The following is a 14,847-nucleotide window of genomic DNA, read 5'->3' on the forward strand; positions in this document are numbered from 1 at the left end:
AATCATTTTGTATGATTACAGAATGAATTGCAAGCATCTATTATAGGATAATTTTGTTCACCTTCATAAGGGAATGACCTGAACAGCAGATTCTAACTCCAGGTAAGTCGCATAATCCATATCGCCTGCTTTTTCAGATAATGCATTTGCAGTGGCAACAGCAGAAGCTAACTTTAACTGTTGTATAGGTTCATACTGTTTTGATGTTGCAAATGCCATCCCTGCTACAAAAGCATCACCGCACCCCACCGTATTAATGGCTTGAATAGATGGAGATATCACTTGATACACTTGCTTATTGATAATCGCAATAGACCCCTGACTTCCTCGGGTAATGCAAACTTTCTCTATACCACGATCAATTAGAAGCCAAGCGGCGTCAATGTATTGTTGATCCGTAGTCAGCGAAGTATTGGTCCATTGCTCTAACTCTTGTTGATTCGGTTTGATAAAATAAGGCTTAGCTTGGATCGAATCTGTAAAAGCAGCTCCGCTTGTATCCAAAAAAGCATGTGCGCCTGCCTGCTGTACAATTTCGATGAGTTCAGCATATCCATTCGTCGCCACTCCTTGAGGCAAGCTTCCTGAAAAAACAATAATCGTAGACATCTGTGCAAGTTGCTGTATTTTCTGTTTGATAGCTATCCATTGCGATGAAGAAATGATAAGCCCCGGTTCTAACAATTCAGTAGAAGCATGTTGATTGGATTCATCAATAATATTGAGACATATTCTAGATTCACCCGATGTCATAACAAAATCTGTGCTTATTTTTCGTTTTTGTAGCAAATGGTCTATTATCTTTCCATTGTCTCCTCCTATACAACCAGAAGCAGTCACTTCGCCACCTAATAATTTGATGATTTTTGCTACGTTATTTCCTTTACCACCTGGTTCTGTAAGTACACGTCTAACCCGATTGACCTGATGTGTAGCAAATGAATCCATATAATAGGTTTTATCTACTGCTGCATTTAAGGTCACCGTAGTAATCATTGTAAAACGCCTGCTTTACCTGCCGATCCGCATAGTCCAATTTTTTGCATCGCTAATTGTTTAACAGCTTCTTTAGCAGGAATCATATATTTACGTGGATCATTTTCGGAAGGATTTTCATCAAAAATGTGTTTAATCGCATCTGAGAAAGCGATACGTAATTCAGTAGCTACATTCATTTTGGACATGCCTAGAGCAACCGCTCGCTTCACTTGTTCTGCCGGAATACCTGAACCTCCGTGAAGAACCAGTGGAATATCGACCAATGCTGCAATTTTCTCGATTCGTTCAAAATCAATATGAGGATCGCCTTTGTAAATACCATGAGCTGTTCCGATCGCAGGTGCTAATGTGAGTACTCCTGTTTGTTTGACAAATTGTAGACATTCTTCAGGATCTGCTAATAAAGCATCTTGTTCATCGACAACGATATCGTCTTCTACCCCTCCTACTTTGCCAAGTTCTGCTTCTACATTCACACCAGCAGCAGTTGCTATTTCCATGACTTTGCTAGTGATGGCTACATTATCTTCATAAGGATGCATTGAAGCATCAATCATGACTGAGGTATAGCCTGCTCGTATACACTCAATAATAAGATTGAATTCTGTACAGTGATCCAAATGAAGTGCAATAGGAATAGAAGATTGATTCGCAGCAACTGTAGCTGCTTCGACTAGATACTTCGCACCTAAATGACGAACAGTACCTACTGTCGATTGGATAATAAGTGGAGATTCCATTTCTGTAGCAGCATCTACAACAGCCTGTAGCATTTCCAAAGTATGTACATTGAAAGCAGCTACAGCATAGTGATGTTCTCTTGCCTTTTGGAGCATGACAGTTGATGAAATAATTGGCATATTAGCATCTCCTTAATGATTGAATAAATCATTTAAATTGATTCTTTAGATCATTTTTTAATTATAATACTCTTAATTAATGATCAAAACAATCTTTTTTTATTATTTTTTGTTAATTTATTTATTTTTTGATTAAAAATATAAAAAATAAGTCTAAAATATATTTATTTGATTTATTACGTCATAATAATGATTGAAAAAATCATATTAAAGAAATATACTATATGGTAAGTACCATTGTAATGATTATCTTGCAAAATAGACTATATGGAGGTCAATTCATGAACTTAACGTATCAGGAAGTGAAAAAGCAATATACAGCCCTACATCAGACATTCGATTATATGCTAGAACATCGTCAAGCTATTCAAGACTTACTCCAACAACTTCATCCTACTTCTATTACCTTTGTAGGTTGCGGTTCTAGTTACTGTTTAAGTGAATCGGCTGCTTTTTCTACTCGTTTGTATACTAATATGCCTGCATCCGCATTAGCAGGGGGCGATCTCATGCTAAATGCAGAGCGATATGCTCCCCTTTTGGCAAATACATTATTGGTCGCTCCCTCACGCTCAGGGAGTACAAGCGAAATTATAGAAGCTATTCAACGTGTACGTAAACAACAACCTCTTTCTGTTCTTTCTCTATCTTGTGTATCCAGTTCTCCTTTATCTACAGAAGCTGATTTATCGTTAGAATTACCATGGGCGTTTGATCATAGTGTATGCCAGACTCGTACAGTGACGAATTTGTATGTAGCTAATCTATTGATTAATGCTTTTTGGAGTAATAACGAGAAATTAATTGAGGATATTCAAAGTGCCATTCAAATGGGCGAAGCTTATATGGAAAAAGTAGAAGCTTCGATTCGAGAAGTAGCTGATTTCGCATGGAAACGTGTCATTTTATTAGCAGATGGTGAATTACAAGGATTAGCTAATGAAGGTGCAATTGCTATCACTGAAATTGCTCAAGCAGAAGCTCATGCTTTTCACTTATTAGATGTTCGCCATGGTCCAATGGTAACTATTGATCAAGATACTTTGGTGATTGCAGCACTAACTGGAGAAGGCACATCGTATCAACACAATCTTATTCAAGATATCCATGCTCGTGGAGCACGAATTATTGCGTTAGCAGATCACTCCAATCGGATTCCAGACGCATCGGTAAATCTAGGCATTGTTTTAGAACAACCTTTGCATCCAGCAGCTCAAGGGATTCCTTTTATTTTCATCCCACAAATAGTAGCATTAGCCAGTGCAGAGCGTCAGAATATTAATCCTGATCAACCGGATGGATTAGAAGCATGGGTCAAGTTGTAAAGATCGATTTTTGATAGCTATAATGTCTTATATACAATAAAATCAAAAAGAGAACAGTCCTGTATAAGGATATGTTCTCTTTTTGATTTTACTATTTTGCATGTAGTTTATTTATTTCATATCACACCCAGACCTGCTAATAACGTCCAAATTCCCGATAAAATGATCAAACCAAGCGAATACTTTTTAAATTTCTGTTCATTCAAATACTTAACGGCTTTGACTCCTACCCATGTACCAATTAGCATCACCGGTAACATCCAACCTAGATATAGGCTCATCTTCTGATCGATCAATCCACTATATACAAAGGTAATAATCGTCACTCCATTTAATATCACACCGACTAATGCTAAATTCGCTCGAAACATCTGCTTGGACATGCCTTGATTAGACAACATCAATGCCATCGGAGGCCCACTCACAGATATGCTTCCACTTAGTAATCCGCTGATAGCTCCTGCTAAGACATAAGCGACTTTTTCATTAGCAATCGGAATAATTCGTCCACTCATCAAAAATACAGCAAATAAAGTGATCAGTATACCTGTTATAATTTTAAGAGTACTTCCACTAATAATAAGCAGAAACAACGTTCCAACCGGAGCCATAACCACACTTGCAATAATCAATAATCCTATTTTACGTATATTGGTATCCTTATAGACAGAGCACAAAACCAACAAGCAAATCAGCATACTTAATATGACAATCATCGGTACGACACGCTGAATCGGTAGCAATAAACTAAGTAACGGCAACGCAATTAAAGCAAATCCAAAACTTGTTAATCCTTGCACAAAGCTTGCAATAAGGATAATCCCTGCCCCGATCAATAAAGCATTTATAGTAATCATGTATACTCCTTTATAACAACTAGATTCTACAGGTTCACAACTTACTTTTTCGATAATGATGATCCCTAAATACATAACGATAATTTGAGCGATTTTTTCTTTTAAAATATCAGTTTTTCATTTGCTCCAATTGTCGCAATGCTTCAGCAGAAGATTTTTGAACAGCAGGATTATGATGCAACGTATATGATTATACAACTTGCTTATATTATACCGCTTATAGTATGCATGCTTACTTTTTTAAAATCTAACTGTCCTTTGTCTAAATCCACCAACATCTTTGATTATATTCTAAGGTATACTGTTATAGATTAAGGAATAAAACAACTCACTATGATCCAAATAAATCATAACAATAGGCGGGATAATGCTATGAAATTAGAGCGATTGATTGCGATGATCTACAAATTGCTTAATCATGAAGTGCTATCTGCTTCTGTATTGGCTGAGCAGTTTGAGGTGTCGCAACGAACGATTTATCGGGATATTGATGTACTCTGTGCGGCTGGATTACCGATTGTATCGTATCAAGGAAGTAGTGGTGGATACGGAATTATAGATGGATATAAAATGGACAAAAGTCTGCTTGGTGCATATGACGTCGATTCATTAATTACTGTGCTAACCAGCCTTTCCACTGTCTTTCAAGATGAACGTGCGCAAAGTACAATTGAACGTCTACAGACCATTGCACCTGAACATCACAATTCTAATCTAGCAATCAATTTCGATACATACCGAACAGAACCTTATGCTCTTGTTTATCTACGTCAAGGGATTACAGATACCAAAGTAGTCCATTTTGATTATATTAACGCCAATAATGAACATACTCATCGGAAGATCGAACCGCTCTGGCTTCATTTCAAATACAGTACATGGTATGTACATGGATTTTGCCAGAGTAAACAGGATTATCGAGAGTTCCGCTTATCTCGAATGATGAATGTACAGTTAACGACCGAAGATTTTCAGCCTCATCTATGTACTCCACAGAACATTTTACAGACTGAGCCAGAATGGGGAAAGCAATTAAAAGAGATTGTGATTCGAGTAGCTCCTCAATCTTTAGCAGAAGCTCTGGATCAATTTCAGCAAGCAGACAAAACATTTCAGTCTGATGGAAGTATGATCATGCGTATTCCTATCTATAAACCTCTTGAAGCCAAATGGTTATGGTCGATTTTGCTTAGCTTTGGGAGTGGTGCTGAAGTGTTAGAACCTGCCGAGTTACGAGTCATATTAAAACAACAACTTGAACAAGCACTCCACCTTTATAAAGAAGTATGACATACTGCTGTCATACTTCTTTGGCTATGATGAGAACTGTAATACCATTCATTATCATTCCAAAGGAGCTGTTATTGATGTCTAATCATCCTGTAGAAATGTTCAAGTACCACATCTGGGCAAGTCGTATTATTATGGAAAGAATTCAAGAACTTCCTGACTCTGTACTACATCAGGAGGTGAATAGCTCTTTCCCAACGATAGCGCATGCGTTAAGTCATATGTATGCAGTGGATCGAATGTTTTATCAAGTGTTACAAGGTGAAGAAATGCCGGAAGCCCTACAAGAATGTATGGCTTTGAATCAGACCACACTGACTTCTATCGATGAGTATATCACTCGTTTTGCAGTATTAACGGATCAGTATCAACAATGGCTACAAAGTGGAATAGATTTAGAACAATCTCTTCTACTGAACAATCCTTATGTCGGCCCAAGACAGACGCGCTTAGCAGAAATCGTACTCCATGTCGTAAACCATGGGACATATCATCGAGGAAATATTTCTACTATGCTTCGTCAATTAGGTCATGCTTCTGTAATGAATGATTATCTATTATTCTGGTATCAGGAATCGGCATCATCTATCTAATGATCGAAAGGAACATGATACATTGAATAACATTGACCATCTTATCACTATACATTCCAGAATAGAATTAAGAGCATGGTTACAACAGCATAGTAATGATATGCCCTATTGTTGGGTAATTGTGAGTATTACACCTGTTCCCGATATTCTACTCTATCTAGATGTGGTCGAAGAATGTTTATGCTTTGGCTGGATTGATGGGGTCAAAAAGAAAATATCTGATACCCAATTAGCACAACGATTATCTCCTCGTCGTTCCAAAAGTTCATGGACTGAACTGAATAAAGAGCGTGTTCGCCGGCTAGAAAAGCTAGGCTATATGACAGATGCAGGTAGAAACGTATTACCTGATATGAACGAAGATGCTTTTGTGATACATCCACATATTCTACAAGCTTTACAAGAAGATTCTGAAGTATACACTCACTTTCTAGCGTTTCCCGAGCCCTATCAAAGAATACGAATAGATACGATTCAGAGTACGTATCATCAACCTGAAATATTCTATCGCAGACTTCAGAAATTGATAACTAACACCAAAGCAAACAAAATGTATGGTCAATGGCATGACAATGGACGCTTATTAGATGAATCCTGATTGTTTATAAATCATCATTTACTTGTCTTAACTAACCATAAAGTTCTAACTACAAAAACGTGTACTTCCATGTCGATGTCTGACATAAAAGTACACGTTTTGATTTTACGATAAGGGAGCTGACTGTTATACGATCATTTCAACCTATATGAGAATAGGATTGTACTAGATCGATTGGGAATCTATCCAACTTTTCAATTTGGGAAAGACTTGAAGCGCATTATGATAAAATACATTTTCCCACTGTGCTTCAGGTATAAGATTTTTGATAAAAGCAATATAAGCATCTAAAGGTACTAATGGCCAATCGGTTCCAAAGACCAGTCGATCATACTTCTCTGCGAATACGATAGCTCGCTTAAAATGATCAACATACGTTTGTTCCCCCATGAGACGATATACTTTGGAGCTATCACCAACGATCCAACCGGATAGATCAGCATACAGATTCGGATTTTTTTCAAGCAAAGCTGCTGTATCCATCACCCATGGATCACCTAGATGACATAACATAAAAGTAATATCCCGATGCTTGAGAAACGTTTCTTCCATTGATAAAGGATGAGAGTATTTGAGTAGCCCATGATCTGAATAGGTCAGTCCACCATGAATAACGATAGGCAGCTGATACTTGCGAGCAAGCTCATACACCGGAGCATAGATAGCATCGCCTACATTATAATGATAATATCCGGCATATAACTTAATGCCGACCACATGATCCCATTGTAAAGATTGCTCGACGGCTTCTAATTGCCCTTCTTCACGAAGAGTCACCGGATTAATACCTATACATGTAAAAAGATTATCTGGCATATGCCCCTTCAAATCCAACAACATCGGATTGCGTACCGCAGTATCGGGGAAACCTCCAGCAGACGTTTCGGTGACTCCCATACCGACAGCTGCTACTACTTCGGAACGTGCAAATTCATCCAATAGCCCTTTTTCAGTATAATCAATAGAGGCTAACGACTGAGCAGTATCGTAAAAAGAATCAATTTCGGAAAAATGGATATGTGCATCTATGATTTTCATGGTGTACTCCCTTCTTAATCCGCTGTTACAGCATTGAAATCGAATTGAATATTAAACAGATCCGTTAACGTTGAATCCGGAATATCCGTATCCGAAATCATATAAAACTGTGGTTTACCCCATACCTGTTGCTGATGATTAGCAAAGATTTTCTGAATAACGACAGATGCGATCAGATGTGTATTTACAAAAACAGCGCAAGTCTCATTATCTGGATGATCGACAACGATTAATTGTGACTTCCGTTCATGAGAACCAAAGCGAATAACTTTATCTTTCACTTCTGCTTCATATTGAACTCTACCCGCTTTATAGATGATATTTTCTTTTGCTGTATTTGTAACATATGCTTTAGCATCGGTGATCTCTTCACTCACTTTGTAAAAGCTAAAATGATTCGCTCCAAATGGTGCTAATGTTGTTCCTGTTTGTTGATCAAGCTTAATAAAGTGACAAAGCACTGGAACACCCGGAAGCGTGACATAATACTGCTGAATCGATAATCCTTTTAACTTGGCATTGTTCTCAATATCAATAGTAATACAGATGCCTGACCATGTATTTCCTAGATTATCTTTGATTTCTGTAAATTCTACAGATCGTTTTTCTTCCAATAATGTTCGCTGCGACAAACCATGCACTTCTAATGAAATACCGCCAATCCACGGATTCCACCATGATCTGGCAATCGGTTGTGGAAATGAAGAATCTAACCATTCTAATCCATCATATTTAAGTGAAAATAAAGTCGGTGCAAAAGATTGACTAGCTTGAAATTCCAACACACCGTTACGCACCGTATGAATATCTCCATGTTCTGTTGAAATCACTTCTTGAATAATTGCCTGTTCAGATACTGGAAATACCAAACGCTTCTCTTCCAATACATACGAGTCCATATCCAGTTGTAATGTAAGTACATCTATTGTAGAAGATGTCTGTAGAGGAAGTTGCACCTGAAAATCATGTGATTCTAAGGTTTTGGATAATTCATATTGAGTCTGTTCCACACTACCCAACTGAGATGAAATTGAGAGTGTTCCATCTAATATTGCATTTTTGTGTTCTATAATCTGTACATCTACTGATTGCTGGACGAATGGATTGCCTTGATTTAATTTACATTCAAGAGGCGCAGTCGTTGTTAGATTGTGATCTGAACTATTCTGTACCGCAAATTTTCTAAAATCTTGCCAATCATTCCATGTACCGATAGCGAACAGAAGTGCAGGTGTTTTGACTTTATCTCCTGCATTGCTTAAAGACAATGGATGTTCTAATCCATACAGCCAATGATCGGTCGTTAATGTTATATCTTTTGACCATATTACACCGTATGTGGAATCAGAAGTATAGGAAAACAACCAATTTTCTGTAATATCGCTAGCTTGCCAGTAATCTATTGCAGAAGCGTCTGAACTTTTAGCTGTATCAATATACTGATTACGGTAAGGAATAATGCTATTTTCTAACGGGAAACGAAAATGCTCTTTCAAAAATAGCGGCTCACTACGTTCCTGCTCATGTTGATTCTCTATAGTGTAATAACGGCTTATCACACCGTTCGCATACAATGTAACGATCGTTGTTAAAACAACCCCGATATGGTCTACATCGTACCTTGCTTCCATGATCATAGCATCTTCATGACGGAACGTGACTTGAGACGCACGATTTTTTTGAAATTCATTTTTATAAGGCAGTCCAAATTTAGGATAAAATAGACGAGCAGCTTCTTCTGTACCTTCATAGATCGTAAAATTATTATTGATTTTATTTAAATATACGCTGTATTTACCATTGGCTATCACCCAATCTTTAGCAGTCTCGCCTCCGAATGCGGATTGTATGCCTGGAAATACAAGACTTATGTGTTGCTCCAGTATGCGACTCTCTTCAGTACATTCTGGCTGTGTATAGATTGGAATAGCGTGATGCCAGATCCCGTATTGAAGTAATGTGGCTGTAAGCGTAACACAGCGACGTGATCGAGCAGGTACTTCAATAGCTACCCTTGTATCTTGAAATGACAAAATATTATCGTTAGGGCATTGCAGGTAATAAGTCATCTGTTGATCGTACTCATTTTCGACTGTTAATTCTAGTGCGACCTCTTCCCCTACTATTAACGTACGGTGAGGAGCTTCTACTTTTAAGCGTACCGGGAACTTGGGTTCAACACCAATTTTGAATATAGCAGATTGCCCGTTGATGATTAATTCTGCTTCTACAACAGGATGTGTCTGAAACGGATCTTGCTCTTCTTCAATCGGCTTAATCTGAAAATGCCCTTCAATCGTAGCTTGTGATTCTACTATTCTGGATTCTTGCAATTCAAAAGCAATATCATCATTACCAATAGACTTAATCTCAAGCGATAATGGCTTACCTGTTTTGTTAATCACTTCATAGACGATTGGATAATCGGTTCCAAATGGCAATTGATGAGCAACAGGAATCGTAGCCTGAATCAGATAATCATTCGTTTCAATCAATCGTAGGCCACGACCGGTTCGTTCATATTCCATTTTGAGTTGTAGATCATCTTTGCTCCACTGATATGTGAAATAATCAAACCCGTATTCCTGTCGTCCATCAGGTTCGGTTACAATCTCACGCGTGCTATCGGTATACCAGTCAATCTGTTCAAAATAAGACTGTACTGCTGGTGTCTGTAACACTGCTGGAATCAAATTAATAAGATGTGTTGTATCGTCACGTCGTTCCCAGAAAAATCCTGCTTTTTTATACGTAGGTACAGCTTTGATATTACCCGGCCATGTATATAAATCCAATCTTGGCCAACCTCGTTGTAATGTTTCTTCGACTGCTCGTAATACTAATCTTTTTCCAATTTTGTATCCATGATAATCTGGACGTACATTCAGTAATGGAATATAAAGTGCTCCTGTGTCTTCTTTATAATGAGAAAAGCTACAGTATCCAACCACTTCATCGTCTTTTACAGCTAGAAAAACATCAATATGTGTATGATTATGGTGCTCTTTCAAAATCATTTCTTCGGTCTGGACCGTATTATCACCGCCCCAACTCTCATGACTGGCATTCCACATCTCTGCAATCGATGCAGCAAAACGTGGCTCGTAGGTTACAATTTGAATAGTATCCAATTGGGTCATTGTCGTGGCTCCTCTTATGTAGATAGAATATCTATATTGGTGTCACTAATTATGCAAGTAAGATACAATTGTCGCTCCTTTCTATCGTATTGTCTCTTATCATACTATGTGTTTGAACGATAATCAAAGTGTAACAACCATTATGTGTATATCGCAAAAAGGAACAGATATCATAAGTAAAAAACCTCCTTACTAGCAGGAGGTTTTCTATCTGTCTTGCATCATTATTGTAAAATCATTACACCATAAGCCGGTATCGTCGTTGTTCCTTCAATTACAGTATCTGTTAACACATCTGTACGTTGCTGTTTGATCTGAATAGAAGCCTCTTGATCGCTATAATTGAGCAAAAAGATGTATTGGTGTTGCTCATTCTGACGAATCCCTATCTCCACCTGTTCCGGCACTTCTAACCAATCAGTTACAGGGGAGGATATCTCTAAGATCGACAATAATTCATCGACAACATCTTCATGAAAAGCTGCCCCATAATATAACACTTTACCTTTGCCGTATATTCGCTGCGTTAATGCAGGAGCATCTTCATAGTAAGCGGAGGTGTAAGTTGCTAATACTTCTACATCGTCTTCATTTACTTGCAAAATATCGTTAAATAACTCCGCTACTTGCGCCATATGATGATGGTTATGTTGCCAGCGAAGTCCTGGCACTTGAGCATTACCAGTAATCGAAGTGAAATCCGCTACAGAGATTCCGCATAAGGAAGCGACAGGGCCCGGCATAGGCGCCATTCGGCAATGACCGGATAACTCTTTGTATCCTGTGCGTGCACCGAAAATTAGTGTTCCACCTGCTTCTACATACTGAGTCAATAAAGTCGCTGTCTGATCAGACATGATTGCGGCATGCGGATAAATAAGCACTTTATATTGTTGTAATTCTGCGAGTGTCTGCTTACGTAAATAAATAATATCTGTTGGGATATGCTGATATTGAAGTTGCTTGAACCATGCGTTGATACTTTTACCTGTTAAAGGGCCATGCCATATATCGTATTCGCCATCCCAATCGTTATCATAATCTTTGACGATAGCTATATCTGCTTGATAAGTTGTACCTGCAATCTTGTCCCCGATCGCCACAAATTCTTGCCCTACTTGAGATGCTTCTTGAATACGACGGTTCGGTTGATTATGGTAATCATTTAAGCCATGCCAGTAGATTTCTGTACCAAATGTAGCCGTGCGCCAGCGGAAATACATTACCAGATCAGCGCCATGTAATACCGATTGGTATGTCCATAATCTTAATTGCCCCGGACGTGGAGCAGGCATATTCATTCGATTCACCCATCCACCTGGCCCGGCTTGCTGTTCCATAATACAGAAATTGTTAGAGATATTACGGACAACGCTCAGATTCTGACTCCATTTACGATCCAACAATGGCTTAGGTTCGTCACTGCCAAAGATGGTTGAAAATTGCGGATATGAATCATAGGAGAAAAAGTCGAGCATTTCTTCTGTTAACGTATGACTATCTAAATGTCCAAACAGACCATTCGTTGTAATCCAATGATGAGGAGCGATCTCTCTTAAAATATCTGCTTGAATACGAGCAAAAGCGATAGTATTGTCAGAAATAAATCGTTTCTCATCTAACACCAGATGCGGATTAGGAGAATGTGCTGTAGTAAGACGTGGCAAATACACTTGATTCCAATCTGTGTAAGTCTGACTCCAGAATACAGTCCCCCATGCTTGATTAAGCGCTTCCAAAGTATGGTAACGTTCTTGTACCCATTGACGGAAAGCAATATGGTCAGCTTCTGCATAGAATTCACTGACTTCACAATTCAGTTCATTATCAATCTGCCATCCGATAATAGCTGGATGATCTTTAAAATGATTTGCCATTTGGCGCGTAATATTTGCACATAGTTCCTGATATTTAGGGCTACTATAATTGTAATGTCTCCGCATACCATGCTGATATGTAAAACCTTCGATCGTTGCATTCAATACTTCAGGATATTTCTGTGTTAACCATGCTGGTGGTGTAGCAGTAGGTGTTCCCATAATCACTTTCAGACCATATTGGTGCGCTAAGTCTAATACGCGGTCAAACAGATCAAAGTCGTATACTCCCTCTTGCGGTTCAAAAATACTCCAAGCAAATTCACCAATTCGAATATGAGACAGATTCATATCTTTCATACGTTTGAAATCATCTTCCCAGAGCGAATCAGACCATTGTTCAGGATAATAACATACTCCTAATTGTAAAGAATCAAGTTGAATCGATTTGTTCATGACAATCACCTCTAATGTTTGGATATCTTTATTTTAAAGCTATGTCATGTTTACGTATATAACGAGTAATTATCCTGATAACAATATTTTGCGATGAACATTTCAATATATAGCTGGTATTGCTATAACATAGACTGTAGTATAGTATAAATTTCATCTGAAAGGAGTACTGAGATGAGAGAACATATTTTCTTCCCCAATCCGTCATTTCCACATTATAGTTGTTATCCAGACTTTATAGGAGGTTATCAGAACCATTCTTCTCATACCGTCGATCGTCCGGCAAACAGTAGTGATTTCAAATTAAATCGCTTGTATAACCTACACTTTATTTTGAAAGGAAAAGGTTATGTATACAGTCAAGGAACCAGGTATGAGTTGAGTACTGGTCATGGATTCTTATATGGCCCCGAGTTAGCAGAACGTTATGAAGCAGATTCTTATGATCCATGGGATATCCGTTGGATTCACTTTTCCGCTTCTGGTCTGGAATCGTTATTAGGTAAACGTGGAATTAGCGAAGTATGGTTATTTGAACTACACTCTATGCAGACATTGAATATATGTATGGAAGAACTGTTAGCTTTAGGTCGTAACTTTGATCTCAAGCAAGAAATACGCGCTTCGACTGTACTTTATAAGATGTTATTACATATTACCAAAGATGCAGTATCTCTTCATTTGCCCAAAGATCCTGCCCTTCCAGGTATTCATGCAGCCGCTAATTATATGCGTGAGCACTGTACAGAACCATTATCAATCAAAGAGATCGCTCAATTTACAGGATACAGCGTACCTTATTTTACGCGTAAATTTCACCAGTCTATGGGAGTAACACCAACTGCTTATTTACTGGAATCACGTATTTTATATGCGAAAAAGCTTCTTCTTTCTACAAATAAGACTATTCAAGATATCGCCTTAGATTCAGGATTTTCGCAAAGTAGCTATTTTATTCACTGCTTCAAAAAAGTCGTTGCTATGACACCAGAACAATTCAGAGTGAGTTGGGATTCTTGATAGATCATTAGTATTAAATTCCAGTGCCATTCTACAACAAAAAAACCAATCCGAAACAACCATATACTATGATCGGGATTGATTTTTTTGATATTTAAAGTTATATCCACACATTTTCAATGCAATTCGTATCGTCTTTGTTCTGTAACTCCCACAGGATCAAGCATAATGATCGGATATTGTTCTATACAGTGAAGCAATGTCTTCACCAGTTTACATCGTTCTGTGGTGTTCATTATTTCCTGTTCTACCTGTTGTATTTCAAGCCATTTATTGCGTTTGGTATCTATAGTTGCATTATCACCATGCACCCTTATTTTTGAATGATACAGATTGTGTTGAATATCTAATGCTCGGGATAATGTAAGACTATTGGACTGCTTGATCTGTTGGCGCAAATAATCTGTATTCCATCCTAACAAATTAACACTATCTAGCTCATATAACACAGTATTCATGATTTCTAGAAGTAAAGCACTCAACTTATATTCCAGTCGTTGATAAGCATAATAAATTATGGAATTATGCCATTTATTTTTGTCGATCACACTGTTTTGAGATACATGCGGATAAACAAGCATCATATGCTGCATATAGTTTTGTATATAGGCGATTATTTTTTGTTCTGGCGTGATATGTTGATCGGCATAATTGTAGAAAATAAGATCATCAATGTCCTGACCGATTGTATCCAAAACCAAGCAATACGCATGATCTTTACTTTTCAACTGATTAGCAAAATCGGCTTCTGTTAGATGACATATTTGCATAATATCTTGTGCTGAAGTATCTTCATATCCCTTGGTAACAAACAATAATTTGATTTGTTCAATCATCGGATAGGTGTTATTCAT

General features: G+C 37.9%; 12 protein-coding genes. 5 read left to right on the forward strand and 7 right to left on the reverse strand.

The window, feature by feature from the left end:
- Positions 1–63: 63 nt before the first annotated feature.
- Both QE450_RS09080 and fba read right to left on the reverse strand, forming a co-directional pair.
- Positions 64–996 carry a 1-phosphofructokinase family hexose kinase gene (locus QE450_RS09080; protein WP_307298680.1) on the reverse strand — a complete coding sequence of 311 codons (933 nt, stop codon included), beginning with the start codon at positions 994–996 and terminating at the stop codon, positions 64–66.
- The gene (gene fba, locus QE450_RS09085; protein WP_307298682.1) at positions 993–1,859 is read right to left on the reverse strand and encodes a class II fructose-1,6-bisphosphate aldolase; all 867 of its coding nucleotides are present in this window, start codon (positions 1,857–1,859) and stop codon (positions 993–995) included. The genes QE450_RS09080 and fba overlap by 4 nt, the downstream gene beginning before the upstream one ends.
- Positions 1,860–2,140: 281 nt before the next feature.
- On the opposite strand from fba, the gene QE450_RS09090 reads away from it, so the two are divergent.
- A complete protein-coding gene (locus QE450_RS09090) occupies positions 2,141–3,184 on the forward strand; it encodes an SIS domain-containing protein (RefSeq protein ID WP_307298684.1) in 1,044 nt (347 codons plus the stop codon).
- A gap of 116 nt (positions 3,185–3,300) precedes the next feature.
- Here QE450_RS09090 and QE450_RS09095 read toward each other — a convergent pair whose 3' ends face one another.
- Positions 3,301–4,041, reverse strand: coding sequence for a sulfite exporter TauE/SafE family protein (locus QE450_RS09095; RefSeq protein WP_307298685.1), 741 nt, complete (start codon positions 4,039–4,041; stop codon positions 3,301–3,303).
- Between the two features lie 372 nt (positions 4,042–4,413).
- On the opposite strand from QE450_RS09095, the gene QE450_RS09100 reads away from it, so the two are divergent.
- The 3 genes from QE450_RS09100 (at position 4,414) to QE450_RS09110 (ending at position 6,522) form a co-directional block, all read left to right on the forward strand.
- Positions 4,414–5,331 carry a helix-turn-helix transcriptional regulator gene (locus QE450_RS09100; protein WP_307298687.1) on the forward strand — a complete coding sequence of 306 codons (918 nt, stop codon included), beginning with the start codon at positions 4,414–4,416 and terminating at the stop codon, positions 5,329–5,331.
- A 77-nt stretch (positions 5,332–5,408) separates the two neighbouring features.
- A complete protein-coding gene (locus QE450_RS09105) occupies positions 5,409–5,924 on the forward strand; it encodes a DinB family protein (protein ID WP_307298689.1) in 516 nt (171 codons plus the stop codon).
- A 22-nt stretch (positions 5,925–5,946) separates the two neighbouring features.
- Positions 5,947–6,522: a YdeI/OmpD-associated family protein gene (locus QE450_RS09110; RefSeq protein WP_307298691.1), complete on the forward strand. Its 576-nt coding sequence runs from the start codon at positions 5,947–5,949 to the stop codon at positions 6,520–6,522.
- Between the two features lie 165 nt (positions 6,523–6,687).
- Here QE450_RS09110 and QE450_RS09115 read toward each other — a convergent pair whose 3' ends face one another.
- The 3 genes from QE450_RS09115 to QE450_RS09125 all read right to left on the reverse strand — a co-directional run bounded on the left by QE450_RS09115 (position 6,688) and on the right by QE450_RS09125 (position 12,973).
- The gene (locus QE450_RS09115) at positions 6,688–7,560 is read right to left on the reverse strand and encodes an amidohydrolase family protein (protein WP_307298693.1); all 873 of its coding nucleotides are present in this window, start codon (positions 7,558–7,560) and stop codon (positions 6,688–6,690) included.
- A gap of 14 nt (positions 7,561–7,574) precedes the next feature.
- Complete coding sequence (locus QE450_RS09120; protein WP_307298695.1) at positions 7,575–10,700, reverse strand: GNAT family N-acetyltransferase; 3,126 nt, start codon at positions 10,698–10,700, stop codon at positions 7,575–7,577.
- A 224-nt stretch (positions 10,701–10,924) separates the two neighbouring features.
- Positions 10,925–12,973, reverse strand: a complete 2,049-nt coding sequence (locus QE450_RS09125) for a beta-galactosidase (protein ID WP_307298697.1) — start codon at positions 12,971–12,973, stop codon at positions 10,925–10,927.
- A 174-nt stretch (positions 12,974–13,147) separates the two neighbouring features.
- On the opposite strand from QE450_RS09125, the gene QE450_RS09130 reads away from it, so the two are divergent.
- Entirely contained in the window at positions 13,148–13,993 is an 846-nt protein-coding gene (locus QE450_RS09130) for an AraC family transcriptional regulator (RefSeq protein ID WP_307298699.1), read from the forward strand.
- A 116-nt stretch (positions 13,994–14,109) separates the two neighbouring features.
- On the opposite strand, the gene QE450_RS09135 is transcribed toward QE450_RS09130, so the two are convergent.
- On the reverse strand, positions 14,110–14,847 hold the full coding sequence (locus tag QE450_RS09135) for a TetR/AcrR family transcriptional regulator (protein ID WP_307298701.1): 738 nt from the start codon (positions 14,845–14,847) through the stop codon (positions 14,110–14,112).

Source organism: Paenibacillus sp. SORGH_AS_0306, assembly GCF_030819345.1.
Taxonomy (GTDB): Bacteria; Bacillota; Bacilli; order Paenibacillales; family Paenibacillaceae; genus Saccharibacillus; species Saccharibacillus kyungheensis.

Coding starts and splice junctions, on each gene's coding strand:
- QE450_RS09125 (WP_307298697.1), bottom strand. CDS start 12,973: ATGAACAAATCGATTCAACTTGATTCTTTACAATTAGGAGTATGTTAT.
- QE450_RS09130 (WP_307298699.1), top strand. CDS start 13,148: ATGAGAGAACATATTTTCTTCCCCAATCCGTCATTTCCACATTATAGT.
- QE450_RS09100 (WP_307298687.1), top strand. CDS start 4,414: ATGAAATTAGAGCGATTGATTGCGATGATCTACAAATTGCTTAATCAT.
- QE450_RS09115 (WP_307298693.1), bottom strand. CDS start 7,560: ATGAAAATCATAGATGCACATATCCATTTTTCCGAAATTGATTCTTTT.
- QE450_RS09080 (WP_307298680.1), bottom strand. CDS start 996: ATGATTACTACGGTGACCTTAAATGCAGCAGTAGATAAAACCTATTAT.
- QE450_RS09095 (WP_307298685.1), bottom strand. CDS start 4,041: ATGATTACTATAAATGCTTTATTGATCGGGGCAGGGATTATCCTTATT.
- QE450_RS09135 (WP_307298701.1), bottom strand. CDS start 14,847: ATGAATAACACCTATCCGATGATTGAACAAATCAAATTATTGTTTGTT.
- QE450_RS09090 (WP_307298684.1), top strand. CDS start 2,141: ATGAACTTAACGTATCAGGAAGTGAAAAAGCAATATACAGCCCTACAT.
- fba (WP_307298682.1), bottom strand. CDS start 1,859: ATGCCAATTATTTCATCAACTGTCATGCTCCAAAAGGCAAGAGAACAT.
- QE450_RS09120 (WP_307298695.1), bottom strand. CDS start 10,700: ATGACCCAATTGGATACTATTCAAATTGTAACCTACGAGCCACGTTTT.
- QE450_RS09105 (WP_307298689.1), top strand. CDS start 5,409: ATGTCTAATCATCCTGTAGAAATGTTCAAGTACCACATCTGGGCAAGT.